This is a genomic window from Nocardia altamirensis NBRC 108246, from assembly GCF_001612685.1.
Lineage (GTDB): Bacteria > Actinomycetota > Actinomycetes > Mycobacteriales > Mycobacteriaceae > Nocardia > Nocardia altamirensis.
The window spans coordinates 25291-48036 of the sequence record NZ_BDAY01000091.1 but is presented as its reverse complement, the minus strand read 5'-3'; the positions used below and the strand labels follow the sequence as shown (position 1 = coordinate 48036).

Genomic DNA, 22746 nt, shown 5'->3' with positions numbered 1-22746 from the left:
AGTGCGGACCCACGGAAGAGGTGCGGACCCGGAAGGCGCCGGATGGTTTGCGTGCGGACCGGTTGGTATTTTTGGCGGCCAGGAGGGGACGGAACACTCAGAGCAGGTGCCTACCGGGCCGGGCGGTCGGCGACGAGGGCGGTGGTGTTGTCGGTGCCACCTAGTCGAAGGGCGCTGTCCACCAGGATGTCCGCCGTCATGGCGGCCGAGTTCGCCTCGGCGAGTATCGCTTTGACGGCAACGATGTCGAGCTTCTTGTGCACGCCATCGGTGCTCAGGAGTAGTCGGCCGGAGCTGGCTCCGGTGACGGCGACGCCGATGTCGCCGGGTCGAACGGTGCGCACGGAGGTGGTCACCAGGTGGTTCAGCCGAGGGGGCGGGGTTTGCCCGCGGGCTCGCCAGAATTCGGCGACGGTGTGGTCGGTGGTGATCTGATGCAGCACCCGGCCGTTCCAGCGATAGGCGCGGCAGTCGCCGACCCAGGCGATATCGCACTGGCCGTCGGCGACCGGGAGCACCGCGATGACGAGGACGCAGTCGGCATCGGCCTGCGGGAGCTCCCGGTGCAATTCGCGTTGGGCCGCAAGGATTCCGGCCCGCGCGCCGTGCTCCGCGCCCGCCCTTGCGGCGATGGTGGCGGCGGTGCGTGCCGCGCGAAGGGCGGAGAGGTGATCACCGATGCCGTCGGCAACCACGAAGGCGGTGCGGCCGCTGACCGGATCGGTCGTGACGGCCGCGGCGTCGGCGTTCACCGAGCGCAGACCGCGCCTGCTCACCGACTCCCATGTCGCGCCGGTGAGCCGGACGAGCTCGGCTTCCTTGTCTTCGGGGACAGGTGCTGAGCACATGACCTGACCTCCTCGTACCCGGTGCGCGTGCCTGCCTGCACCATCCCAGTGTGCCGCCGCAACCCGTGTGCGCGCGGCCAGTCTGCTGAGTGGGTGCTGTGAAGCCGGTTACGGTTTGGTGTCCGCGCCCATCCGGCTCAGCTGGGCGCCGAGACCGGAACGGCGAGTTGGGCTTTGATGCGTTCGTAGGTCGGCAGGGTCTCGTAGCGCAGGACGGCGGTTTCCTCGACGAAGAGCCGGTTCGAGATGCGCCGGTAGCTCGCGAGATCCTCGGTGACCAGCACCACCACGTAATCCCATTGGCCGACAACGGAATAGCACTGCTGCACGGTCGGCTCGGTGAGCATACGAGTACAGAAATCGGCGTAGCGTCCCGCGTCGTCCTCGGCCAGCTGGACCAGCACGACGGCGGTGAGCCCGAGCCCCACCGCGCGAGGATCGACCACGGCGACCTCGGCGGTGATCACTCCGCCCGCGCGCAGCCGGACGAGCCTGCGCTGCACCGCGCTCGGCGACAGCCCGACCTGTTCGCCGAGGTCGTGCAGCGGCCGGGTCGCGTCGACCTGCATCAGTGCGAGTAGTCGGAGATCGATCTCATCGAGCGGAAAAGCAGTCACGCAAGGAATTTGCGTGACGGCGGGAAAATTGTCAATCGCGTCCGGCGCCGCGCACTCTATGTTCAGCCCATGGACGATCTTGTCGACATCGGTGCGCTCCGGCGACGCGCGGGCATCAAATGGGCGCAAGCAGGCCACGACGTGCTGCCCGCATGGATCGCGGACATGGACTTTCCCGTCGCCGATCCGGTGCGCGAGGCGTTGTCGCGGGCGATAGCCGGCGATCTCGGCTACCCGGACTGGGACGATCGGCTCGATCGAAACCCGTTGGCGCAGGTGTTCACCGATCGCGTGCACGACCGCTACGACCTCGCGCTCGACCCCGAGCAGGTGTACGTCTTCACCGAACTGGTGCAGGTGGTGCAGCTCGTGTTGCATCTGATGACTCGCCCCGGCGACGCGGTGGCGGTCCATACGCCCACCTACCCGCCGTTTCTGGAGACGTTGCGGGTGATGGACCGCCCGCTGGTGCCGATCCCGATGATCGAAGGACCGCGTGGCTGGACCTTCGACATCGACCGCTTCGCCGCGGACGTCAGCAGCTTCGGTTGCCGCGCCCTGGTTCTGGTGAACCCGCAGAATCCGACCGGCCACATGTTCGATCGCGACGAACTGTCCGCGATCGCCGAGGTCGCGCAGCGCCACGATCTGATCGTGATCTCCGACGAGATCCACTCCGAGCTCACCCACGACGGGAACCGGCATCTCCCGTTCGCCGCGCTCGGCCCCGAAATCGCTAGGCGCACAGTCACACTCAACTCCGCGAGCAAGGCGTTCAACCTGGCCGGATTGCGTTGTTGTGTCGCCCATATCGGCGACAGCAGGGTGCGCGCGGCGTTGGCCGCGCACCCACCGCAGCTGTACGGGCAGGCGAGCGCGCTCGGTGTGCTGGCAACCCGCGCGGCCTGGCAGGACGGTGACGCGTGGCTGGCCGACACCCAACGGAGATTGACCGAGAACCGTGACCTCGTCGCGGCAATGCTGCCGCCCGAGATCCGATTCCACCCACCGCAGGCGACCTACCTGGCCTGGCTCGATTGCCGCGCCCTCGAACTCGACCGGGACCCAGCGGCCTTCTTCCTGGAAGAAGCCGGGGTAAAACTGCTGCCAGGACCGGATTTCGGCACGGCGGGCAGCGGTTTCGCCCGGTTGAACTTCGCCACGTATCGTCCGGTCCTCGAGGACATGCTCGGCCGGATGCGCGACGCGGTCGAGAAACACCGCAACCGTTGACGGTTCGCGCTCCGAGTAGATTGGCCTCATGAGCGTGTGGAGCGGCTTGATCTCCTTCGCCCTCGTGGCCGGACTGTTGACCGTGGTGCCCGGCGTCGACACCGCGCTGGTGCTGCGCTCGGCCATCGCGCGTGGCACGCGCTACGCCTTCGTCACCGCGTGTGGTGTCGGCACCGGTCTGCTGGTGTGGGGAACGGCCGCGGCAGGCGGGTTGTCGGTGCTGCTGAGCACCTCGCAGGTCGCGTACACGGTGTTGCGTGTCGCCGGTGCGGTCTATCTGATCTGGCTCGGCGTCACCAGCCTGCTCGCCCTGCGGCATCGGGCCGATGCCGCAGAAGCCGCCGCGGACGACACCGCGGGCGGCAGCATGCTGCGCGCCTGGCTGCGCGGTGCGCTGTCCAACCTGCTCAATCCGAAGGTCGGCGTCTTCTACATCGCGATGCTGCCGCAGTTCATCCCGCCGACGGCGCCGCACCTGCTGATGGGCGCGGCGCTCACCATGGTCCATTTCCTCGAGGGCATGCTGTGGCTGACCGTCCTTATCCTCGGCGTCCGGTTCATGCGGGCCTGGCTCGGCCGTCCCTCGGTCAAGCGAGCGATGGAGGCCGTCACCGGCACGGTGCTCGTCGCGTTCGGACTGAAGCTGGCTCTGTCGGATAACGCGTGACCGCGTTGCCGCCCAACCGGATTCGGCACGGCGGACACCGATTACGATCACCGTGATGCTGATCCCCGCGGCCGCGGCGTTCGGTGCCGTACGCTGCGCGACCGCTGGAGTGTCGACGAGGGATGCCGGTGGCGCCCGCCGCGGCGGATGGTAGGAAAGGGAACGTGTCCACAACTGTCGAAGGATCGGTCCCCAACAGCAGCTCTCGCGCGGTAGCCGAGGTGGTGGACCTGGTCAGCGCGCTGATCCGGTTCGATACCTCGAACACCGGCGACCTCGCCACCACCAAGGGGGAGCGCGAGTGCGCGGAGTGGGTGGCCGAGCAACTGCACGAGGCGGGGTATACGACCGAATACGTGGAGTCGGGAGCGCCGGGGCGCGGCAACGTGTTCGCCCGACTGGCGGGCGCCGACAACAGCCGCGGGGCACTGATGATCCACGGGCATCTGGACGTGGTGCCCGCCGAGGCCGCCGACTGGAGCGTGCACCCGTTCTCCGGCGCGGTCCGCGACGGCTACGTGTGGGGGCGCGGCGCCATCGATATGAAGGACATGGTCGGCATGATGCTGGCCATCGCCCGTCAGTTCAAGCGGGAGGGCACGGTCCCGCCCCGCGATATCGTGTTCGCGTTCCTGGCCGATGAGGAGAACGGCGGCAAGTGGGGATCGCAGTGGCTGGTGGACAACCGCCCCGACCTGTTCGACGGCATCAGCGAAGCGGTGGGTGAGGTCGGCGGCTTCTCGCTGACGGTCCCGCGTCCCGACGGCACCGAGCGCAGGCTCTATCTAGTGGAGACGGCCGAGAAGGGCCTCGGCTGGATGCGGTTGCGCGCCAAGGCCCGAGCGGGCCACGGCTCGTTCCTGCACGAGGACAACGCGGTCACCATTCTGGCCGCCGCCGTGGCGCGGCTCGGCCAGCACACCTTCCCGGTGGTGATGTCGGATTCGGTGTCGCAGTTCCTCGCGGCGGTGTCGGAGGAGACCGGGCTGGAGTTCGATTCGGACGGTCCCGACATCGAAGGCCAGCTGGCCAAGATCGGCACCCTGTCCCGCATTATCGGTGCGACACTGCGGGATACGGCGAACCCGACCATGCTGCAGGCCGGCTACAAGGCCAACGTGATCCCGCAGACCGCGGAGGCGGTGGTGGACTGCCGGGTGGTGCCGGGCAGGCAGGCGGCGTTCGAACGGGAAGTGGACGAGCTGATCGGCCCGGACGTCGAACGCGAGTGGATCACCAAACTTGACTCGTACGAAACGACTTTCGACGGCCACCTGGTCGACGCGATGAACGCCGCGATCCTCGCCCACGACCCGCAGGGGCGTACCGTGCCCTACATGCTCTCCGGTGGCACCGACGCGAAGGCGTTCGCCCGCTTGGGTATTCGGTGCTTCGGTTTCGCGCCGCTGCAACTGCCGCCGGAACTGGACTTCGCTGCACTGTTCCACGGTGTCGATGAGCGAGTTCCGGTGCAGGCGCTGGAATTCGGCACCAAGGTACTGGAACACTTCCTCCTGAACAGCTGACAACCCGAAAGGACCACCCGTGCCCGATTACTCCTTCAACCCGTATGACGCGCTGCCGCAGCTGCCGTCGTTCACGCTGACCTCCGACGATGTCACTGACGGCCAGCAGTTCGGCAACGATCAGGTCAGCGGTGTGTTCGGCGCGGGCGGCAAGGACATCTCGCCGCAGCTGTCATGGTCCGGATTCCCTGCGGAGACAAAGAGTTTCGCGGTCACCGTGTTCGATGTCGACGCGCCGACGGCGTCCGGGTTCTGGCACTGGGCGGTCGCCGACATCCCGGTCGGTGTCACCTCGCTGCCCAGCGGTGCGGGCAGCGACGGCGGCGCCTTGCCGACGGGCGCGCTTTCGCTGCGCAACGACGCCGGCATCACCGGATTCGTCGGCACCGCACCGCCGGCCGGCCACGGCTACCACCGCTACTTCATTGCGGTGCACGCGGTGGACGTGGCGAGCCTCGGCCTCGACGAGAACGCGAGCCCGGCCTACCTCGGCTTCAACCTGTTCTCGCACGCGATCGCTCGCGCCACGATCGTCGGCACCTACGAGCAGAAGTAGTTTCGGGCAAACGCCGGTGGCCCTGGGCAAAAGCCCAGGGCCACCGGCGTTTTCGAGCTACTTGACGTTGACGACGTTCGCGGGCACCTCGGCGGCGTAGAGCTCGCCGATCGCACCGGCGTACTTCGCCGCGATCGGGTTGCGCCGCAGCTTGAGCGTCGGGGTGAGCTCGTCACCGCCGGGCTCCCACGCCTTGTCCACGATCACGAACCGCTTGATCTGCTCCACCCTGGACAGCTTGGTGTTGCCGGCCTGCACGGCGGCGAGCACCTCGTCGACGATCTCCTGCCGGGTCGACAGCGCCGTCAGGTCCGCGTCGGGGGTGCCGAGCGACTTGGCGCGCACGGCAGCCGTGTCGGGGTCGAGCACGATCAGCGCCGCGATGTACGGCTTCGCGTCGCCGATCGCGACCACCTGGCCGACCAGCGAGGACATCGCCTTGACCGCGTTCTCGATGTTGGTCGGCGAGATGTTCTTGCCCGCCTCGCTGATGATGAGTTCCTTCTTGCGGTCGACGATGGTGACGTAGCCGTCGCCGTCGATGGTGGCGACGTCGCCGGTGTGCAGCCAGCCGTCGGCGTCGATCGCCTCGGCGGTCTTGTCCGGCATCTTGCGGTAGCCGGGGGTGACGATCGCGCCGCGCACCAGCAGCTCGCCGTCCTCGTCGAGGCGCAGCTCGACCCCGTCGAGGGCGCGGCCCACCGAACCCGGCTTCGGCTTGGCCAGTTCGGTGAAGGTGCCGACGCCGGAGGTCTCCGACATGCCCCACACTTCGGTGACGGTGAAGCCGAGGCCGAGCATGTATTCCAGCGTCTCCGGCGGGATCGCCGCGGCGCCGGAGGCCGCGACCTTGAGGGTGTCGAGACCGAGGGCGTGGCGCAGCTTGCTGAGCACCAGCGCGTCGGCGAGCTTGTGCTGCACGCTGAGCAGCGGCCCGCGCCCTGAGCCTGCGAGGTCGGCGCGGGCGGCGGCGACGCCGACGCCGATGGCCCAGTTGGCGAGGTTCTTCTTGACCGGGCTCGGCTCGGTCGCCAGCTTCGCGTCGATGCCTGCCTTGATCTTCTGCCAGACGCGCGGGACGCCGAAGAACGCGGTGGGGCGCGCGTCGGGCAGCGCGGCGGCGATCTCGCGTGGATCGGGGACGCAGGTCATCTGCACGCCGGTGAAGAGGTTGGCGCAGTGTCCGGAGATGCGGTCGGCGACGTGCGCGGCGGGCAGGTAGGACACCGACCGGTCGTCGATGCCGAGGACGAGCGGCCCGGTCACCAGGCCGACGATCTGCGCGACGACATTGCGGTGGGTGATCTCGACGCCCTTGGACGGGCCGGTGGTGCCCGAGGTGTAGATCAGGGTGGCCAGGTCGTCCGGCTGCACGGCCCGCCAGGAGGCCTCGAAGTCGAAGTCGGCCAACGGGTTTGCCTCGACATCGGCGAGGCTGATCGTGCCTGCGGCCGAGCCGTCGACGAGGACGATGTGCTCGAGCGGCACGCCTGCACCCTGCACGGCGCCGAGGAAGACCTGCTCGGTGACGACGACCTTGTTTTCGGCGTTGGTGAACAGGTGCGCGATCTGCTCGGGGGAGCTGGTGTTGTAGATCGAGAACGGGGCGGCGCCGAGGTGCAGCGCTGCGGTGTCGACGAGGTTGAACTCGGGTCGGTTGGTGAGCATGATGCCGACGGTGTCGCCGCGGCTGACGCCGAGTGCGGCCAGGCCTGCGGCGATGACGCGGACCCGCTCGCCGTACTGCCGCCAGGTGATCTCCTGGGTGCCGCCTACCGTCCGGAGTGCGACCTGCTCGGGTCGCAAGGTCAGGGTCTCCTGGAAGGCTTCCGTGACGGTGTAGACCGTTTTGCCCGATTTGTGCGAATAGCCGATGTCTGTTGTCGTCATATCCCTGTTCCGATTTCCATGCGATGAACCGCGCCTCGCGGCGTCCGCACGCGGGCGGTTCGAAGACCCGAATCCTGACATAATGCGGCGACGCGTCTGTCAGTTTCTCACGAGTCGGCGCACCAGGAGTGGCGCGGCTCACTCATGGTAACTAGATCGGCGGGGAATGACGGGGCTTACGCGCAAGGTAATGGCCGTGCACCCGCCTGCGCAGCGCGAACCAGCCACTACGCAGGAACAGCCACAGCTCGGCGAAGCGCGCGTCCGCGGTCGGATGCAGGTGTCCACTCAGTCGCTGGGCCTCGCGCAGCTCCAGCGCGCGCGGGCTGCGCGGGCGCGTGTGCAGCGACCGCACGGTGACCTTGATGCCCGCCGCGCGCACCGCGCGGACCTTGTCCGGATTGTTCGTCATCAGGCGCACCGAGCGCAGGCCGAGGCGTTCCAGCGCCACGGCCGCATGGTCGTAACTGCGCGAGTCCGGCTCCAGGCCGAGGCTCTGGTAGCTGCGGAACGTGTCGACCCCGTCGCGCTGGCTGGTTCGCAACCCGCGCGCCTTGTTGACCAGGCCCGCGCCGCGACCCTCCTGCTCCAGGTAGATCAGGATGCCGGAGCCCGCCGCCTGGATCAGGTCCATGGCCTTGTCCAGGGCGGGTCCGCAGTCGCAGTCGTCGGCCTGCAGCGCGTCGCCGTAGAGACAGCGCGAATGGATCCGGACCAGGCAGCCGTCGGTGAGCTCACCGAAGATCAGCACATGCCCGCCGTCGCGCGCTTCGGGTAATTCCAGCACCCGAACTCGAAGGTCGTTTCCCTTGCGGAACATCCGGTGGCCGGTGTCGGCAAGGTCCCACTCGGCAATGGTCAAACTGCTTCCTTCGCAATGGATCTTGGGGCACAGGTCGAATAGGGACCGACGTTCGCGGGCGCTTGGCCCTGATCGTCGACAGCAGAGGATAGACCCGGCAGCGCAGGCGTGCGCGGCGGTAGCGCGGCCACGACGCTTGCGACGTCGAGTCCGAGTGGCGCGGGCGGCAATTGGGCGGCGCGGGGTCGTCGCGCCCGCCACTCGACGAGCAGGCCACGGTGCCACAGCGCGTAGCCGAGGGTCAGCAGCAAGCCGACGAGCACACCCGCCGCCACCTGACCCGTCGCCACGAGCAGGACCGACATGATCGCGACCGCGCCGACCGCGGCGAACTCCCGGTTCATCAGCGGCAGGAACGTCCGCCAGGCCACCGGCGGCGCGACCGGCGCCGTCGGCCACGACGCATCGGCGATCGGGATCATGTGCCCGCGATGCACCCGTTTCGCCTCGAGATAGGCGAGCGCCCGCTCGCTGCGGACCGGCGTGATCATCGGCAGCACCACCACGTCGAGACCGGCGGCGCGGACGGCGTCGACCTTGGCCGGGTTGTTCGTGAGCAGCTGGATCGAGCGCAGCCCGAGCTCGAACAGGCCGCGGGCCGCCGCGTCGTAGGTCCTGGCATCGACGGGATAGCCGAGCTCCTGATAGCTGGTGAAACTGTCGAGCGCGTGCCGTTCGCTGTGCCGGTAGCCGCGCGCCTTGTTGACCAGGCCCGCGCCGCGCCCCTCCTGCTCCAGGTAGACAAGCACACCGGAGCCTGCGCGTTGCATGAGGTCAAGGGCCGCTTCGAGTTCCGGCCCGCAATCGCAGTCGTCGGAGCCGAGCACCTCGCCGTAGAGACAGCGCGAGTGGATCCGGACGAGGCAGTCCTCGGGGGTGAGGTCACCGAAGATCAGCAGATGTCCGCGTTCGCCCGCGTCGTCTAGTTCTGACACCCTGATCCGCAGACCGTTGTCCTTGCGTACGACCCGGTGATCGGTATCGGCAAGGTGGGACAGGGGTGTGGTCAATGCTGCTCCTCCGAAGCAAGTCGGTTGATGCGGTCGATTTCGCTGACCGGCGGCATTGCTCCGGGGACGTCCCCGAACGACTGCGTTGCCACCATCGCAGCGGTCGCCCAGACGTAGTCGTCTTTGTCGGCGGGCCTGCGGGTCGAAACGAGACGGTATACCAGCGCCGCCGCGAAGGCAGCCTGCGCTCCCGGTGAATCTTCCATGGCGGCGGGAAATGCCGGAATCTGCAGGTTCACCCGGTCCGACCAGACGGTGCAGCCGAAGTCCTCGGTCGCGCAGACCGAGCGCACGCCGAGCGCCCGGAGTCGTTGGGCGGTATCGGTAGTGGAGGCGGCCGCCACCTCGGGGACGAGCGCGGCGAGGTCGTGACTGGTGCCCGCCAGGTAGTCGACGGCGCCGAGGTAGCGGTACAGATATTGCGGCAGGGCGATGGGCGGACCGGGATGCACCACGAGCAGTGGCCGTGGCTCCATCCGCTGGACCAACGCCATCACCTGCTCGATCACGGCACTCGGCTGCTCGAAGGTGAGCAGCACCGCGTCGGAGGCCGCGACCGCCGAACGGATCCTGGTACTGCGTAAGTCGTGTGCGCTCAGCCGGATTCGGTCGTCGCGACAGCCGATGAGCCCGGCCGCGCCGGTGCTGGTGATCATCACCGCGGTCACCGGGGTCGGCGCGTCGGGCACCACCTTCACCAGGTCGGTGTCGACGTTCTGGGAGCGCAGATAGTCCAGGACGCGCTTGCCCGCGTCGTCGTCGCCGACCGCGGAGATCAGCCGGACCTGCAGGCCGAGCCGTGCGGCGGCGACGGCACGGTTGAGTCCCTTGCCGCCGGGATGTTCCTCGAAGCTGTTGCCCACCACAGAGGCGCCGGGCATGGGGATGTGATCGACGAAGTAGATGTGGTCGATCACCGCGTCACCGAAGACCGTGACCACGCCCCGAACCGCCGGTGTGGCAGGCGCTTTCGGCGACGGTGTGGACTTGACCGCAGGTTCGGCCTGTGGGCGGGCGTCGTAGACCGATTCGTTGACGAGCAGGCTCGCCAGGGCGGTGAACGCACGGCGTTCCGGCGTGGCGCGCAAGGATCGGACGGTCAGGGCGCGCGGCGTCGGTTCGGCGTCGAGGGTGTCGTGCAGCAGCTGCCAGCCCTCGGCGAGGTATTCGCGTCGTTCGCCGAGATCCGCGGCGTACAGCCGGTCGAGATCGACACTGTCGGAAGCGGTTTCCCGAAGTAGGCCGAGGGACAGTTCGGCGTCGGCGATGATCCGGTTGGTCGGCTCCAGTTGCGCGGCCAGGTTCCGGACCACCGGCAGCACCGCCTCCTCGGGTTCGACTCCGTGGCGGCGGGCGTGCTGGCGCACCGCGAGCAAGTCCAGCAGTGGTGCGACGTCGATTTCGGTGGTGCGTAATCGATCCGAGCTCAGACCAGAGCGTTTGCACAGCCGCGTGAGGATATTGCGGACGGCAACGATTCCCGAGTCCTGCGGGATCATGGCAGGTCAGCCTCTCTCTGGTCGTTGCTGGGGAGTCGCGCTGACGATAGGCGGGAAAACCGGGTTTAGCCAGCCGACGAACTGTCAATTACCAACCTACAACGGCAATTGACGGTCCGATACGGCAAATGCCACACTGGGCTTGGCGAAACTTCGCCTCCCCAGCCACCTCGGGAGGGGACCCGGAGATGAAAATCGTTCTCCTGATTCGGCAGAGCAGGCGGCGAAAGCCACACCGACACAACGGCTCCGACACCGACCTCGAGCCGAACCTGGTCACGGACTAGGCGGGCCTCGCGCGCTCGCCTGCCCCCGCATCCCATCCAGATCAAGCCGTCGCGCGCACCGCTTCCCCGAGGAAGCCTGCCGGGCCGACCGCACCACGCGGGTCGGCCCGGCTCCGCACCCACCAAGCAGGCGCGTCGGTGGCTCCTCCGCGGAGGAGGCAACCGTGACGATCTACGAGAACAGCCGGGCGATGACGAGCAGCGACACCTCCGAATGGGCGTGGCGGGTAGCGGGTCACGAGGCATCGGCATGGCGCCTGAGCTGGTTGCCGCACCGGCTCAGCTACGAACAAGCCCGAGCCGGCATGGAATTGGACGAGCTGCTGAGCCGCAACGGCTCGGCGGCTACCGACACCGCCGGCGGTCACCCGGCAGGGGACCCATCGACGCAGGAGCGGGCCGAGACACTGGCCGCGGTCCTGGGAATCACGGTGCAGCGGGCCACCACTTTGCTGCACCTGCGGATGCACGACAGGAGGCATTCGCAATGATCGAACTGCTACACCGGAGGCAGCGATGACTGTGCACACCACCCCATTCACCATGATCAGTGACAAGACCCCGGAGTGGGCGTTCAGGGAGCCGGGCAGCGTGGCGGGCTGGCGGTTGAGCTGGCTACCCGAGCACACGTTGACCGAAGTGCAGGCGCGCGCGGGCATGGAGCTCGACGAACTGCTGAGTGACCCGGCGGCCACCCAGGACAGCAGGACCCAATCGGTCATCGAGACCTGCGCCGAGGTGGTCGGCATCCGCTGGGAACAGGCGGTCGTGTTGCTGGCCAAGCGGATTGCGGCCCGACTGAACCAAGGCCGGTCCGCGCAAGGCGACCCGGTGCCGCGCGGGCAGGCCAGGTCGCATCCGCTGCGCAAGCACGTCGTCGAACCGCCGTTTGTGCACTGAGTCGGTCGGCGGTCAGTCGCGGCCGTCGGAAAGCGTTGGTAATCCGGCGATCCGGTCGATCTCGTCGACGGCAGGCATGGCGTCGGACACGTCGCCGAACGACTGGGTCGCGGCCATCGCGGCGGTGGCCCACTCGAAGTCGGATCGGTCGGCAGGGCGCTCATTGGTGACCAGCCGGTAGGCGAGGGCGGCGCCGAAGGCCGCATAGGATCCCGGCGAATCCTCGAGCAGCGCCGCAAGGGAGCGGGGCACATCGAGATTCAGCGCCGTCGAGCGCACGCTGCATTCGAATCGTTCGACGGCGCACACACTTCCGACGCCCTGGGCGAGCAGTTGCGGCGCGATCTCGAAACCGAAGTCGGGGATCGGTGCTGCGCCGGACCGCCCCGGCTCGGCCACCAAATCGCCGAGCTCCCTGCGGGTCCCGATCAGGTAGTCGATCTTGCCGAAGTATTTGGAGATGTACTGCGGTGCATCCGTCGACGGTGTGGCCTGTACGAGCACTCGCGGCCGTCCGCGTCCTGGTCGGATCACCGCGAGCGCCTGCTCGACCACGGCGATCGGCGGCTCGAAGGTGAGCAGCACCGCGTCGGCGGTCGTAAGCGCGGAACGCGCCGCGGGCGTGCGCAGGTCGTCGCGGCTCAACCGGACCGCGGCATCACTGTCGCCGATGATGCCGGTGGCGCCGCTGCTGGCGATGATGACAGCGACAACCGGTGTCGACTCACCCGACACGACCTTCACCAGTTCGGTGTCGACGCCCTGGCGACCCAGATACCGGATGATGCGCCGACCGGCGACGTCACCGCCGACCGCGCTGATCAGCTGGACCCGCAACCCGAGCCGGGCCGCGGCCACCGCGCGATTGAGACCTTTGCCGCCGAAGTGCTCCTCGAAACGTCCACGCGCCGTGCTGCCTTCGGCGGGCAGTCGGTCGGTGCGGTAGATGTGGTCGACAACGGCGTCGCCCATGATGGTGAGCACGCCTCGATCCCCGGAGACCATGCGCCGCCCCCTCGGGTGCCTGTTGGGTTGTGCCCCAACCAGAATAAGCCGCGCAGGCCCGATCCGGCCGCGATCCTCACCATTGCAGAACCGGCGGCGACCTCAGGCGTTGGCGGTGTGCTCCGCCCCGATGGCGTCGGCGATGTTCTGATAACCGTTGGCGCGCAAGCGCTCCGCGAGGCCGCGGTGGATCTTGCGGGTCCAGAACGGGCCGCCGTAGATGAAGCCGGTGTAGCCCTGCAGCAGCGTGGCGCCCGCCTGGATCCGCTCCCAGGCCTGATCGGCGGATTCGATACCGCCGACGGAGATCAGCACGAGGCGATCGCCGACCCGGCGATACAACCGGCGCAGCACATCGAGGGAACGGTCGGCGACCGGCGCACCGGACAGCCCGCCCGCGCCCATCGCCTCGACCTCGGCCGCGGGGGTGCGCAGGCCGTCGCGGCGGATGGTGGTGTTGGTGGCGACAATGCCTGCGAGGCCGAGCTCGACGGCGAGATCGGCGACGGCGTCGATGTCCTCGTCGGACAGGTCGGGCGCGATCTTCACCAGCACCGGTACCTCGACACTGTCGAGCACCGCCTGCAGCAGCGGCCGCAGCGATTCGACGGCCTGCAGGTCGCGCAGACCCGGGGTGTTGGGCGAGCTGACATTGACGACGACGAAGTCGGCGAGCGGCCCGAGCAGCGCCGCGCTGATCGCGTAATCGCCTGCGGCCTCGGCAGCTTCGACGATCTTCGTCTTGCCGATATTGGCGCCGATCGGCACGTCACCGCGGCGCCCGCGCAGCTGCTCGGCGGCGGCCGATGCGCCGAAGTTGTTGAACCCCATGCGGTTGATCAGCGCATGATCGGCGGGCAGCCGGAACAGGCGCGGCGCGGGATTGCCCGGCTGGGCCTGCGCGGTGACCGTGCCGATCTCGGCGAAGCCGAAACCGAGCGGCGCCCACGCGTCGACGCCGTCCGCGTTCTTGTCGAAGCCCGCGGCCAACCCGAGCGGCGCGGGGAAGTCGATGCCGAACGCGGTGTTGCGCAGGATCGGATCGTCGGCCGCGAGCAGCTTGGTCATCGCCACGCGGCTCGGCGCGAAACGCGCGGCCAAGCGCATGGTTGCGAAGACGATGTGGTGGATGCGTTCCGGCGGAACCAGGAACATCAGGCGTAATAGCAGGGCGTACATCAGCTCACATTCCCGGTTCCGGCTGGGGTAGCGCGGTCTTTCGGCGGCGCAGCAGCACCCGGCGGCTGCCGTCGGTGTAGGCGCGAACGCGGGACAGCTCCCAGCCCCCGAACTCGGCCTGGATGGCCAGCCGCATGGACGCGGTCACTCTGGTCACGTCCGGCGGCAGGCGCAGCGGCACGTATTCATAGTCGTCACTGGTGGTTTCCCAGCCGACAGGCAGGCCGCGTCGCCGCGTCCGCCGGTCGGCGGGCTCGTGTGCTGCCGGTTCATCCTCCGCGCGCGTTGCCCGAGTCATCAGTGCCCTCTCTTCCGATCGTCCGCGCGGATCCGCTGCAGGCCGTCGCCGGTCGCGGACCCCACGAACATGTCACCGGTGCGCTGCTCGATGGTCACCGAGTTCGGCTGCCGGACGGTGGCGTACCGTCCCACCTCTTTCGGTATACCCGTCGACAGGTCGAATCCGACGACTTCGTTGCTCTGCGTGCACGTCACCCACACGGTGTCGGACCGCTGATCGTAGGCAAGCGCGTAAGGGGAAGAGTTTACCGGGAACCGCTGACGCAGGACGAGAGGTGCGGCACTGAAGACCAACAGTTCGCCGCCCGCGGTGTCGGTCACCAGGATGCGGCCGAACCGATCGGAGATCATCGTCGTTGCGCCGTCGCCGGCTCGAAGTGACAGGCCGAGGCCGTCTTTGCCTGGTTCGATCTCGGTGACCGAGGTCTGGCGGCGGTCGAGCACGGTGACGCGGTCGTCGGTGTAGGTGAGCGCGTCGGCGGAGGCGAGACCGTCGACGGTGGAGACGACCGCGCCCTGCGGGGAGAGGGTGCGGACCTTGCCGTCGGCGGTGCCGACGAGCAGCCTGCCGTCGTCGAGATACTGGACCGAGCGGGCGTCGCCTGCGACCGGGACCTCGGTGACCGCGCGGGTGGCGAGGTCGACGCGAAGGATCCGTTTGGCGGCAGGGATCAGTACTTCGCCGGGTTTGCCCTGGCTGATGGCGACGCCGGGGGCGGGGAGGGACACGGCGTCGACGCCGGGCGTACCTGCGAGTTTCGCGGGGTCGATGACGAGCAGCGTGCTGCTCTTCGGGTTGGTGATGTCGAGTGCGGCCAGCCGACCGGTGCTCGCCTCGGCGAAAAGGCCTGCGATCGGGGTGCCGAGCGGGGTGACCTCGCCCGCGGGCGTGGTGGTCGGCGTGGGTGCGGTCGCGGCGACGGCCGGGTCTCTGGTGGGCAGGTTTTCACTGTTGGAGCTGGAGGAACATCCGGTGAGCAGGACGAATGCCATGCCGCCCGCGACCAGCGCTGGGACACGTGCGCGCCGGTGCCGGACCCTCACCTCCGGGTGTTTCGCGAACGCCGCCGACGGAACATCGGGTCGGGCCTGGCGGCGGTAGCGGGCCGTCACCACGGTGGGCCTCGCGAACGCCGCCACCTGAACCCAGCCGCGAGGGCGCATCCAGCGAACTCCTTCTTACCGTCGAATAAACCGCAACGTCACCATCTGACCATGATGGCGCAACACCGCGGCCTACCGGGGTGTCGGCTGGGGGAGAATGTGGGTGATGGGGGTTACCGTTGAGTTGAATCAGTGTCCAAATCAGGGAGATCCGGTTGATAGCCGACCATACGTCGGGCTTTGCCATCGATGACATAACCGTTGGTCCGTTCGCTCATGGGTTCGGAACGACCGGCGATGGCAGGCCCTACGCGTTTCGTACGGTCCGATCCACGCTGACGCTGGAGATCTACCGACCCGACCTCACCAGCGCGGTGCCGAGCCCGGAGGACGTCGTCGCGGTCGCCGAGGCGCGGGTCACCGATATCGACCTCGACGACGAACGCAGCGTCGTCGCGTTGGTGCGGGACCTGATCCCCGACGCCGCGCCGGTCGCCGTGCCGGATCGTGACGTGACAACTGTTCGCGCGTTGCTCGGTCGGATCAGTTCCGTGATTGATGGTATGTAGATGGGGATGCCATACACACGATGCGCCCTGACCACGGCCACCCTCGTCCTGCTTGCCTGCGCCGCCTGCAGCACCGGGCCGGACGAGGCGGCCGTCGACGCCGCGCGTTCGGCGGCCAATGCTTCCCTGTCCGCCTCCGTCACCACCTCCTCGATCGCCGCGCACCCGCCGCTGCCGACCGCGGCCCAGCTGGACTCGCAGATCAAGCGGGCGCTCGACCCCGCGCTGCCCGACAGCGAACGCACCGACCTCATCGAGGACGGCGACGCGTTCAAGACGGCTATCCCGGACATGTACAAGGCGCTGCAAGACAATCCGCGCGCCGTCTATGGGGTCACCGACCCGGTGTTCGACAACCACGACGGCACGCTCACCGCGACGATGCGCCTGGACAAAGACGGAACAGGGTCCGCGGTGCGCACCACCGTCGTGCACTTCGTGCTGCACGACGGTAAGTGGAAGATCTCGCGCACCGACCTGTGCGGGATCCTGCGTTCGGCCGACTACCGCACCGCGGCCTGCGGCTGACCCGGGTGTCCGGCTTACGCAGCGCGCCCTCGGTACGCGCAGTGCCGCAAGGGGATTCGAAGGTGCACTCCGGATTGCTGCGGTGGGGCCGGTGCGTCTACCGGCACCGGTTCCTTGTGCTCGGCGTGTTCGCGCTGGCGGTCGTGCTGTCCGGGCTGTACGGGCGCGGCCTCGCGGATCGGTTGACGCAGGAGGGCTGGTTCGACGAGACCAGCGAATCGGTGGCGGCGTCCAAGATCGCCGACGCCACCTTCGGTCGCGACACCGACAGCGACCTGATCCTGCTCTACACCGCGCCCGCCGGGACCACCGTCGACGACCCGGCGGTGCGCAGCGCCGTGACCGGCGCGTTGAACGGATTGCTCGCGCAGTTTCCCGACAACATCCTGAAGATCGACAGCTACTGGGACAGTCCGTTCGCGGCGAACGCCACCGATGCCTCGCACACCCATGCGTTCGCGAGTGTCGGGTTGCGGGGTGAAGGGACCGCGACCGTCGAGAACTATTCGGCGATCAAGGATCACCTCGGCGCCGGGCGTGCCGGTGGCGGACCTGGCGGCACCACGGTGCAGCTGGCCGGGTTGCAGCCGGTGCTCGCCGGCCTGAATACCGGTATGCAGGACGACATTCACCGCGCAGAGCTGATCGCGCTGCCGTTGGTGGCGATCCTGTTGTACTTCGTGTTCGGCGGGGTGATCGGTGCGTTGCTTCCGGTGCTGATCGGTGGGATGACGATCATGGGCACCGCCGGAATCATGCGCGGGCTCACCGGGTTCATCGACGTGAACGTGTTCGCCAGCACGGTGATGACGTTGGTCAGTCTCGGATTGGCCATCGACTACGGACTTTTCACGGTCACCCGATTCCGGGAGGAGCTCGCCGCGGGGCGGACCGTGGAGGAGGCGACCGCACGCACCGTCGCCACCGCCGGGCGCACGGTGCTGTTCTCGGCGGCGATCATCGCGGTCAGTCTCGGGGCGCTGTTCATCTTCCCGAACGGGGTGCTGCGATCGGTGCCCTACGGCGGCATCAGTTCGGTGCTGCTGGCGGCGCTGCTTTCGGTGACGGCCTTGCCCGCCGCACTCAGCATCGCCGGGCGGCGCATCGATCTGCTCGGGTGGAAACGGTTCTCCCGCACCCAGACCGAGGCGCAGATCGACGCGGGATTCTTCTCCAGGCTGGCGCAGTGGTCGATGCGGCGGCCGTGGGCGGTCGCGGTGCCGATCGTGCTCGTGCTGCTCGCGTTGAGCATTCCGATCCGCCACATCGAGTTCGGCGGGATCAGTGAGAAATATCTCGGCGCGGAGAATTCGGCGCGCGTTGCGCAGGAGCGATTCGACGAACTGTTCCCCAGTTTCCGCACCGAACCGCTGAAACTTGTTGTGCTCGGCGCGAGCCCGGAGCAGCTCAGCGATATTCGGTACGCGGCGAGTCAGATCCCCGGGCTCACCGGACGATTCGAGCCTTCGGTGGCGACCAAGGACGGCGTCAATGTGCTGCAGGCCGGGCTGGCCGACAAGCAGGACTCCGACCGGGTGATCAATGCCCTACGGGCGATACCGGAACCGCCGGGGGTGGAGGTCATGGTGGCCGGGGTGCCCGCGTTGGAACGCGACAGCATCAACGGGCTGCTTGCCGGGCTGCCGGTGCTGGTGGCGCTGCTCGCGGCGGCGGCATTGGTGCTGATGTATGCCGCGTTCCGGTCGATGGTGTTGGCGGTCAAGGCCGTTGCGATGAGTGCGTTGAGTTTGGTGTCGACGATGGGGGTGCTCACGTGGGTGTTCGTGGAGGGGCACGGGGCGGGGTTCTTCCATTTCACCCCTGGGCCACTGATGTTCGCGGTACTGGCGTTGATCGTGACCGTAGTGTTCGGTCTGTCGACCGACTATGAGGTGTTCTTGCTGTCCAGGGTGGCTGAGGCGCGGGGCGGTGGTGCGGATCCGCCCGAGGCGATCCGGTACGGCATCGCCCACACCGGTAGCGTGATCACCTCTGCTGCAGCGATTCTCATCGTGGTCACCGGTGCGTTCGGGTTCTCGGATCTGGTGTTGATGAAGTACATCGCCTACGGGATGATCGCTGCGCTGATTCTCGACGCCACGGTGATCCGGATGCTGCTGACGCCTGCGGTGTTGAAGCTGATCTGGCGCTGACTCGACCGGATTCACCTCTGGGCCAGTGATGTTCGCGTTCACCTCCGGACCAGCCATGTTCGCGTTCACCCCTGGGGCAGTGATGTTCGCGGTGCTGGGGCCGATCGTGACGTAGTGTTCGGAAAAAGCTGCCGCAGTGGGCGTTCAGCGCCGGATCGGCAGGACCAGCTGTGCGCCGGTGACCGGGTGGTTCAACACCTCGACGGGGTGCTGGTAGACGCGGGTGAGCAATGCGGTGGTGAGCACCTCGCGCGGCGGGCCGTCGGCGGCGATGCGACCCGCGTCGAGCACGGCGACACGATCCGAATAGGCGGCGGCAATGCCGAGATCGTGCAGGACGACCACGACAGCGGCGCCGGCCGCGGCCCGCGCGGTGGCGAGTCGAAGCACTGCTTCCTGATGGCCGAGATCGAGCGCGGCGGTCGGTTCGTCGAGCAGCAGAGTTCCGGTGTCCTGCGCGAGCACGCGGGCCAACGCGACGCGGGCCCGTTCACCGCCGGACAGCGTCGGAAACGACCGGGTGGCAAGGTGTTCCACGTCGGCGGCGGCCATCGCGGCGGCGATCCGCTCGTCGTCGAGTGCCCGCCGCTCGGTGCGCAACCACGGCGACCGCCCCATCGCGACCACCTCGCGAGCGGTGAAAGGGAAACCGACAGTGTGGTTCTGCGGGAGCACCGCCCGCCGCCGCGCCATATCGAGCGTCGACCAATGCGTCAGCGCCTGCCCTTCGAGCTCGACCGTCCCCGCGCTCGGCGTGAGTTCCCCGGCCAACGCCGCAAGCAACGTCGACTTACCAGCCCCGTTGGGCCCGACCAACGCAACGATTTCCCCTGCGACAACATCGAAGTCGACCTCGTCGAGCACGCGCCTCCCCGCACTGTTCGCGCCCCGCCGTTCGATACTCACCCCCCGTGCCCGCAACGTCACCGCACCCTTCTCCGGCGCTTCGGGCAACTCGTGCGTCCGCGCAAACACCCCACCGAGCTGCCGAACCCCGCTCATGCGCGCATCTCGCTGCCGCTCGGCCCCGTCACACGCGGTGCAAGCTGGTGCGTGATTCGCGCTTGTCGTTCACTCAAGACTGCGCCTCGCCGCACGGCCCCGTCATGCGCGTTGTGCTGGTGCGTGATTAGCGCTCGTCGTCCACTGATGACTCCGGCTCGCCGGCGCACGGCTTCGTCGTGCACGATGCGCGCTGGCGGGATGATTCGCTCACAGCGTTTGCTCATGACTGCGGCTCGCTGGCGCTCGACTGCGCCATGCGCGTTGTGCTGGTGCATGATTCGCGCTCGTAGTTCGGTGCTGACTCCGGCTCGCCGGCGCACGGCTTCGTCCTGCACGATGTGTGCTGGCAGGATGATTCGGTCACATCGTTTGCTCATGACTACGCCATCTGCGTTGTGCTGGTGCGTGATTCGCGAGCTCATGCCCAACCTCCGGCACGTGCTCGGGTGCGGCGCAGCAGCCAGAAGAAGAAGGGGCCGCCGACGAGGGAGGTGAGCATGCCGAGGGGGAGGTCGGCGTTGTGCACCAGCGAGCGGGCGCCGACATCGGCGGCAAGCAGGACGACGGCGCCGACGATGGCGCTGAGCGGGATCAGCACGCGGTGGGCGGGTCCGACCAGCATGCGGACGAGGTGCGGGACGATGAGGCCGACGAACAGCACGATGCCGTTGAAGGCGACGCCTGCGGTCGCGAGGAGCGCAACCACCAGAATGACGTTGCGCCGCAAGCGTTCCACGTCGACGCCGAGGTTCCGGGCGGCCGCTTCGCCGAGTGCGAGCAGGTCCAGTCGCGGCGCGATCAGGATGGCGGCAGTGACGCCGACGGCGGTGAGGCAGGCGACGATGGTCACCGAATCCCAGTTGGCGCCGTTGAGCGAACCCAACTGCCAGAACACGAGCTGATCGCGCGCGGCGGGGGAGGCGACGAACAGCAGGTACGCGATCAGCCCGCCCGCGAAGGCGTTGATCGCGACCCCGGTGAGCACCAACGTGACCACCTCGGTCCGTCCGTTGGAGCGCGAGAGCACATAGACCAGCAAGGTGGTCGCCAGCCCGGCGACGAACGCGGCCGCAGCCACCGACCAGGCGGCGACGAACGCACCACCGATCACAATGACGGTGCCCGCACCGACCGCCGCACCGGCCGACACCCCGATCACCCCGGGTTCGGCGAGCGGGTTCGCGAACACCCCTTGCAAGAGCCCGCCTGCCGTCGCGAGCGCCGCGCCCACCAGCATCGCCAACAGCACCCGAGGAAACCGCACCTCCCACAAGGTGACCTCGCCCGCAGGATGGGCAGGCATCGGCCCCCAATCCAGCCCGATCCGATGCAGCACACTCCCCGCCACCTCAGCAGGCGTCGTAGGCACCTGCCCGATCGCAGCAGAAACGAGCGCCAACACAATCAACCCGACGATCGCCACCACAAAAGCCACCGTGGTCCGCGACCGCCGCCGCGACTTAGGCGCGCCCGGCGGCTCCACTGCCACAGCCGGTTCCGTCTCGGTGGCGGCGGATTCCGTCATGCGCCCACAGTTTCCATCACGCCGGCCCGCTCAATCCCGCCACCACAGTCGACTGACATGAGGGCACGGTAAGCCACGCGCGCACCCCCACCCGCGCCGACACGGTCGGCAACGTCGATCATGCGGGCACGGGGCCGTAGATGGCCTTGCTCAGGGCCGCGATCACCTTGCCGGTGTTGGGGCCGAAGCTGAACAGCACCGAGTCCGACATGTCGACGACGCGCTTGTTGCGCCCGGCCGGAGTCTGCGCGATACCGGGGACCTTCTGCAAACCGTCCACGCCCCCAACGGATTTCAAGCCGTCGGACATCACGATCAGCAGATCGGGTGCGGCCGCGATCATGGCTTCGCTGGTGATCGAAACGAACGGTTCTTTCAACGCGGCGCCCGCGTCCTTGCCGCCGAGCGCGGCGATGAGCGCGTCCGCGCCGGACCCCGGCCCGGCCAGGAACGTGATCGAGGTGGTACGCAGGTACAGGAACGCCATGGTGAGCGCCGGATCCTGCTTGGGCACCGCGGCGGTGGCGGCGGCGATCTCGTCGCGGGTGCGCTGCCCGAGCGCCTGCCCGCGTTCCGGCACGCCGAGCGCGCCCGCGACCGCCTCGATCTGCGGGACCACACCGTCCATCGTGCGCTGCGGATCGAAGTAGACCACGGTGACGCCCGCTGCTTTGAGCTGGTCACGAATCGCGGGCGTGACACTGACGGTGTCGGTCAGGAAAACCGAAGGACGTTGCGCCAGTACCGATTCCACGCTCAACATGCCGTTGCCGCCCGCCACGTTCGGCACCTCGCGGACCGCGGGAAACGCGGCGCTGGTGCTGCGGCCGACCAGTTTGGGTCCCATCCCGAGCGCCCAGACGATCTGCGCCAGGGTGCCGTACCGATCCACCGCGATGATGCGATCGGCGTCGGTGATGGTGACGTCGGTGCCGTCGAACGAACGCACCGTCACAGGCAACGTCGGCGTAGGCAGCGGCCCGACCGGCGTCGGATCGAGATCGGTCAACGTCGCAGTGGCAGGCCCACGCTGCCCGGAGGTAGACGCGGCACTGTCATTCCCACAGCCGGCCACACCCACTACCAGGCTCAGCGCGAGAATCGCGAGAACCCCGCGCGCCCACCAAGATCGACCCGAGCCGACCCGCCGTGCCCGCCCGCACGCTTCCTCCGACGTCGCACACCTCATGTAGGTCAGCCTAAGACGTCCCACGAACCGCCCCGCACCCACCCAACACCGATCCGCCCGCACGAGTGGCACATGACTGCGGCAACACGCCGTCCCCGCCCTCCGTCATGTACCACTCGTGGACCCGGCCTGCCTGGTGGTGGGGTATTCGGTTGAGGGCGCTGACGTCATCGGGCGCCTGTCGGCCAGAGCATCGACGTCGTCGAGTGCCTGTCTGCACGAGTGGTACATGGCTGCGGCGACACGCCGTGGGAGGCCTCTGTCATGTACCACTCGTGGCGCCGGACCGCTTGG

General features: G+C 68.2%; 22 protein-coding genes. 9 read left to right on the top strand and 13 right to left on the bottom strand.

All coding sequences use genetic code 11. The features are described from left to right. Positions 1–110: 110 nt before the first annotated feature. Positions 111–848 carry a PP2C family protein-serine/threonine phosphatase gene (locus NA11_RS36485; RefSeq protein WP_084655363.1) on the bottom strand — a complete coding sequence of 246 codons (738 nt, stop codon included), beginning with the start codon at positions 846–848 and terminating at the stop codon, positions 111–113. A gap of 137 nt (positions 849–985) precedes the next feature. Further along, the gene (locus NA11_RS45245) at positions 986–1465 is read right to left on the bottom strand and encodes an Lrp/AsnC family transcriptional regulator (RefSeq protein WP_141718045.1); all 480 of its coding nucleotides are present in this window, start codon (positions 1463–1465) and stop codon (positions 986–988) included. Positions 1466–1534: 69 nt separating this feature from the next. On the opposite strand from NA11_RS45245, the gene NA11_RS36475 reads away from it, so the two are divergent. From NA11_RS36475 to NA11_RS36460, 4 genes are all read left to right on the top strand, one after another. Further along, positions 1535–2698 (top strand): MalY/PatB family protein, encoded by a 1164-nt coding sequence (locus NA11_RS36475; protein ID WP_069166642.1) that lies wholly within the window; start codon positions 1535–1537, stop codon positions 2696–2698. A 28-nt stretch (positions 2699–2726) separates the two neighbouring features. Continuing rightward, on the top strand, positions 2727–3365 hold the full coding sequence (locus NA11_RS36470; protein ID WP_069166634.1) for a LysE family translocator: 639 nt from the start codon (positions 2727–2729) through the stop codon (positions 3363–3365). A gap of 164 nt (positions 3366–3529) precedes the next feature. Continuing rightward, entirely contained in the window at positions 3530–4891 is a 1362-nt protein-coding gene (locus tag NA11_RS36465; protein WP_069166641.1) for a M20/M25/M40 family metallo-hydrolase, read from the top strand. A 19-nt stretch (positions 4892–4910) separates the two neighbouring features. Next, complete coding sequence (locus NA11_RS36460) at positions 4911–5447, top strand: YbhB/YbcL family Raf kinase inhibitor-like protein (protein WP_069166633.1); 537 nt, start codon at positions 4911–4913, stop codon at positions 5445–5447. Between the two features lie 57 nt (positions 5448–5504). Here NA11_RS36460 and NA11_RS36455 read toward each other — a convergent pair whose 3' ends face one another. From NA11_RS36455 to NA11_RS36440, 4 genes are all read right to left on the bottom strand, one after another. Further along, a complete protein-coding gene (locus NA11_RS36455) occupies positions 5505–7337 on the bottom strand; it encodes an AMP-dependent synthetase/ligase (protein ID WP_069166632.1) in 1833 nt (610 codons plus the stop codon). Positions 7338–7488: 151 nt separating this feature from the next. Beyond that, positions 7489–8199 carry a GTP cyclohydrolase II gene (locus NA11_RS36450; RefSeq protein WP_069166631.1) on the bottom strand — a complete coding sequence of 237 codons (711 nt, stop codon included), beginning with the start codon at positions 8197–8199 and terminating at the stop codon, positions 7489–7491. After that, positions 8196–9209: a GTP cyclohydrolase II gene (locus tag NA11_RS36445; protein ID WP_069166630.1), complete on the bottom strand. Its 1014-nt coding sequence runs from the start codon at positions 9207–9209 to the stop codon at positions 8196–8198. Before NA11_RS36445 ends, NA11_RS36450 begins: the two co-directional genes overlap by 4 nt. Then, positions 9206–10708, bottom strand: a complete 1503-nt coding sequence (locus NA11_RS36440; RefSeq protein WP_069166629.1) for a carbohydrate kinase family protein — start codon at positions 10706–10708, stop codon at positions 9206–9208. Before NA11_RS36440 ends, NA11_RS36445 begins: the two co-directional genes overlap by 4 nt. 451 nt (positions 10709–11159) lie before the next feature. Between NA11_RS36440 and NA11_RS36435 the strand changes: the two genes are divergently transcribed. Together NA11_RS36435 and NA11_RS36430 are read left to right on the top strand one after the other, a co-directional pair. Next, on the top strand, positions 11160–11486 hold the full coding sequence (locus NA11_RS36435; RefSeq protein WP_069166628.1) for a hypothetical protein: 327 nt from the start codon (positions 11160–11162) through the stop codon (positions 11484–11486). Between the two features lie 25 nt (positions 11487–11511). Then, the gene (locus tag NA11_RS36430; RefSeq protein WP_069166627.1) at positions 11512–11895 is read left to right on the top strand and encodes a hypothetical protein; all 384 of its coding nucleotides are present in this window, start codon (positions 11512–11514) and stop codon (positions 11893–11895) included. Positions 11896–11907: 12 nt separating this feature from the next. Here NA11_RS36430 and NA11_RS36425 read toward each other — a convergent pair whose 3' ends face one another. The 4 genes from NA11_RS36425 to NA11_RS36410 form a co-directional block, all read right to left on the bottom strand. Then, complete coding sequence (locus tag NA11_RS36425; protein WP_084655361.1) at positions 11908–12900, bottom strand: PfkB family carbohydrate kinase; 993 nt, start codon at positions 12898–12900, stop codon at positions 11908–11910. A gap of 102 nt (positions 12901–13002) precedes the next feature. Beyond that, complete coding sequence (locus NA11_RS36420) at positions 13003–14079, bottom strand: quinone-dependent dihydroorotate dehydrogenase (RefSeq protein WP_069166625.1); 1077 nt, start codon at positions 14077–14079, stop codon at positions 13003–13005. A 4-nt stretch (positions 14080–14083) separates the two neighbouring features. Then, complete coding sequence (locus NA11_RS36415; RefSeq protein WP_069166624.1) at positions 14084–14377, bottom strand: DUF5703 family protein; 294 nt, start codon at positions 14375–14377, stop codon at positions 14084–14086. Beyond that, positions 14377–15543 (bottom strand): NHL repeat-containing protein, encoded by a 1167-nt coding sequence (locus tag NA11_RS36410; protein ID WP_369691182.1) that lies wholly within the window; start codon positions 15541–15543, stop codon positions 14377–14379. Before NA11_RS36410 ends, NA11_RS36415 begins: the two co-directional genes overlap by 1 nt. A 155-nt stretch (positions 15544–15698) precedes the next feature. Here NA11_RS36410 and NA11_RS36405 point away from each other — a divergent pair, with 155 nt between their 5' ends. The 3 genes from NA11_RS36405 to NA11_RS36395 all read left to right on the top strand — a co-directional run bounded on the left by NA11_RS36405 (position 15699) and on the right by NA11_RS36395 (position 18733). Further along, positions 15699–16052, top strand: a complete 354-nt coding sequence (locus tag NA11_RS36405; protein WP_069166623.1) for a hypothetical protein — start codon at positions 15699–15701, stop codon at positions 16050–16052. 6 nt (positions 16053–16058) lie between these two features. Next, complete coding sequence (locus NA11_RS36400; protein WP_245746462.1) at positions 16059–16580, top strand: WKL family lipoprotein; 522 nt, start codon at positions 16059–16061, stop codon at positions 16578–16580. A 62-nt stretch (positions 16581–16642) separates the two neighbouring features. Continuing rightward, a complete protein-coding gene (locus tag NA11_RS36395; protein ID WP_245746461.1) occupies positions 16643–18733 on the top strand; it encodes an MMPL family transporter in 2091 nt (696 codons plus the stop codon). A gap of 144 nt (positions 18734–18877) precedes the next feature. Here NA11_RS36395 and NA11_RS36390 read toward each other — a convergent pair whose 3' ends face one another. The 3 genes from NA11_RS36390 to NA11_RS36380 form a co-directional block, all read right to left on the bottom strand. Continuing rightward, positions 18878–19735 (bottom strand): heme ABC transporter ATP-binding protein, encoded by an 858-nt coding sequence (locus NA11_RS36390; protein WP_069166621.1) that lies wholly within the window; start codon positions 19733–19735, stop codon positions 18878–18880. A gap of 421 nt (positions 19736–20156) precedes the next feature. Then, on the bottom strand, positions 20157–21263 hold the full coding sequence (locus NA11_RS36385) for a FecCD family ABC transporter permease (protein ID WP_069166620.1): 1107 nt from the start codon (positions 21261–21263) through the stop codon (positions 20157–20159). Positions 21264–21381: 118 nt separating this feature from the next. Continuing rightward, positions 21382–22452 (bottom strand): heme/hemin ABC transporter substrate-binding protein, encoded by a 1071-nt coding sequence (locus tag NA11_RS36380; RefSeq protein ID WP_084655360.1) that lies wholly within the window; start codon positions 22450–22452, stop codon positions 21382–21384. Positions 22453–22746: the final 294 nt, after the last annotated feature.

Excerpts from the sequence above, each read along its gene's own strand:
- NA11_RS36470 (WP_069166634.1), top strand. The coding sequence starts at position 2,727 with ATGAGCGTGTGGAGCGGCTTGATCTCCTTCGCCCTCGTGGCCGGACTG.
- NA11_RS36485 (WP_084655363.1), bottom strand. The coding sequence starts at position 848 with ATGTGCTCAGCACCTGTCCCCGAAGACAAGGAAGCCGAGCTCGTCCGG.
- NA11_RS36440 (WP_069166629.1), bottom strand. The coding sequence starts at position 10,708 with ATGATCCCGCAGGACTCGGGAATCGTTGCCGTCCGCAATATCCTCACG.
- NA11_RS36420 (WP_069166625.1), bottom strand. The coding sequence starts at position 14,079 with ATGTACGCCCTGCTATTACGCCTGATGTTCCTGGTTCCGCCGGAACGC.
- NA11_RS36380 (WP_084655360.1), bottom strand. The coding sequence starts at position 22,452 with ATGAGGTGTGCGACGTCGGAGGAAGCGTGCGGGCGGGCACGGCGGGTC.
- NA11_RS36475 (WP_069166642.1), top strand. The coding sequence starts at position 1,535 with ATGGACGATCTTGTCGACATCGGTGCGCTCCGGCGACGCGCGGGCATC.
- NA11_RS36425 (WP_084655361.1), bottom strand. The coding sequence starts at position 12,900 with ATGGTCTCCGGGGATCGAGGCGTGCTCACCATCATGGGCGACGCCGTT.
- NA11_RS36385 (WP_069166620.1), bottom strand. The coding sequence starts at position 21,263 with ATGACGGAATCCGCCGCCACCGAGACGGAACCGGCTGTGGCAGTGGAG.
- NA11_RS36415 (WP_069166624.1), bottom strand. The coding sequence starts at position 14,377 with ATGACTCGGGCAACGCGCGCGGAGGATGAACCGGCAGCACACGAGCCC.
- NA11_RS36390 (WP_069166621.1), bottom strand. The coding sequence starts at position 19,735 with ATGAGCGGGGTTCGGCAGCTCGGTGGGGTGTTTGCGCGGACGCACGAG.
- NA11_RS36455 (WP_069166632.1), bottom strand. The coding sequence starts at position 7,337 with ATGACGACAACAGACATCGGCTATTCGCACAAATCGGGCAAAACGGTC.
- NA11_RS36430 (WP_069166627.1), top strand. The coding sequence starts at position 11,512 with ATGACTGTGCACACCACCCCATTCACCATGATCAGTGACAAGACCCCG.
- NA11_RS36410 (WP_369691182.1), bottom strand. The coding sequence starts at position 15,543 with ATGCGCCCTCGCGGCTGGGTTCAGGTGGCGGCGTTCGCGAGGCCCACC.
- NA11_RS36400 (WP_245746462.1), top strand. The coding sequence starts at position 16,059 with ATGCCATACACACGATGCGCCCTGACCACGGCCACCCTCGTCCTGCTT.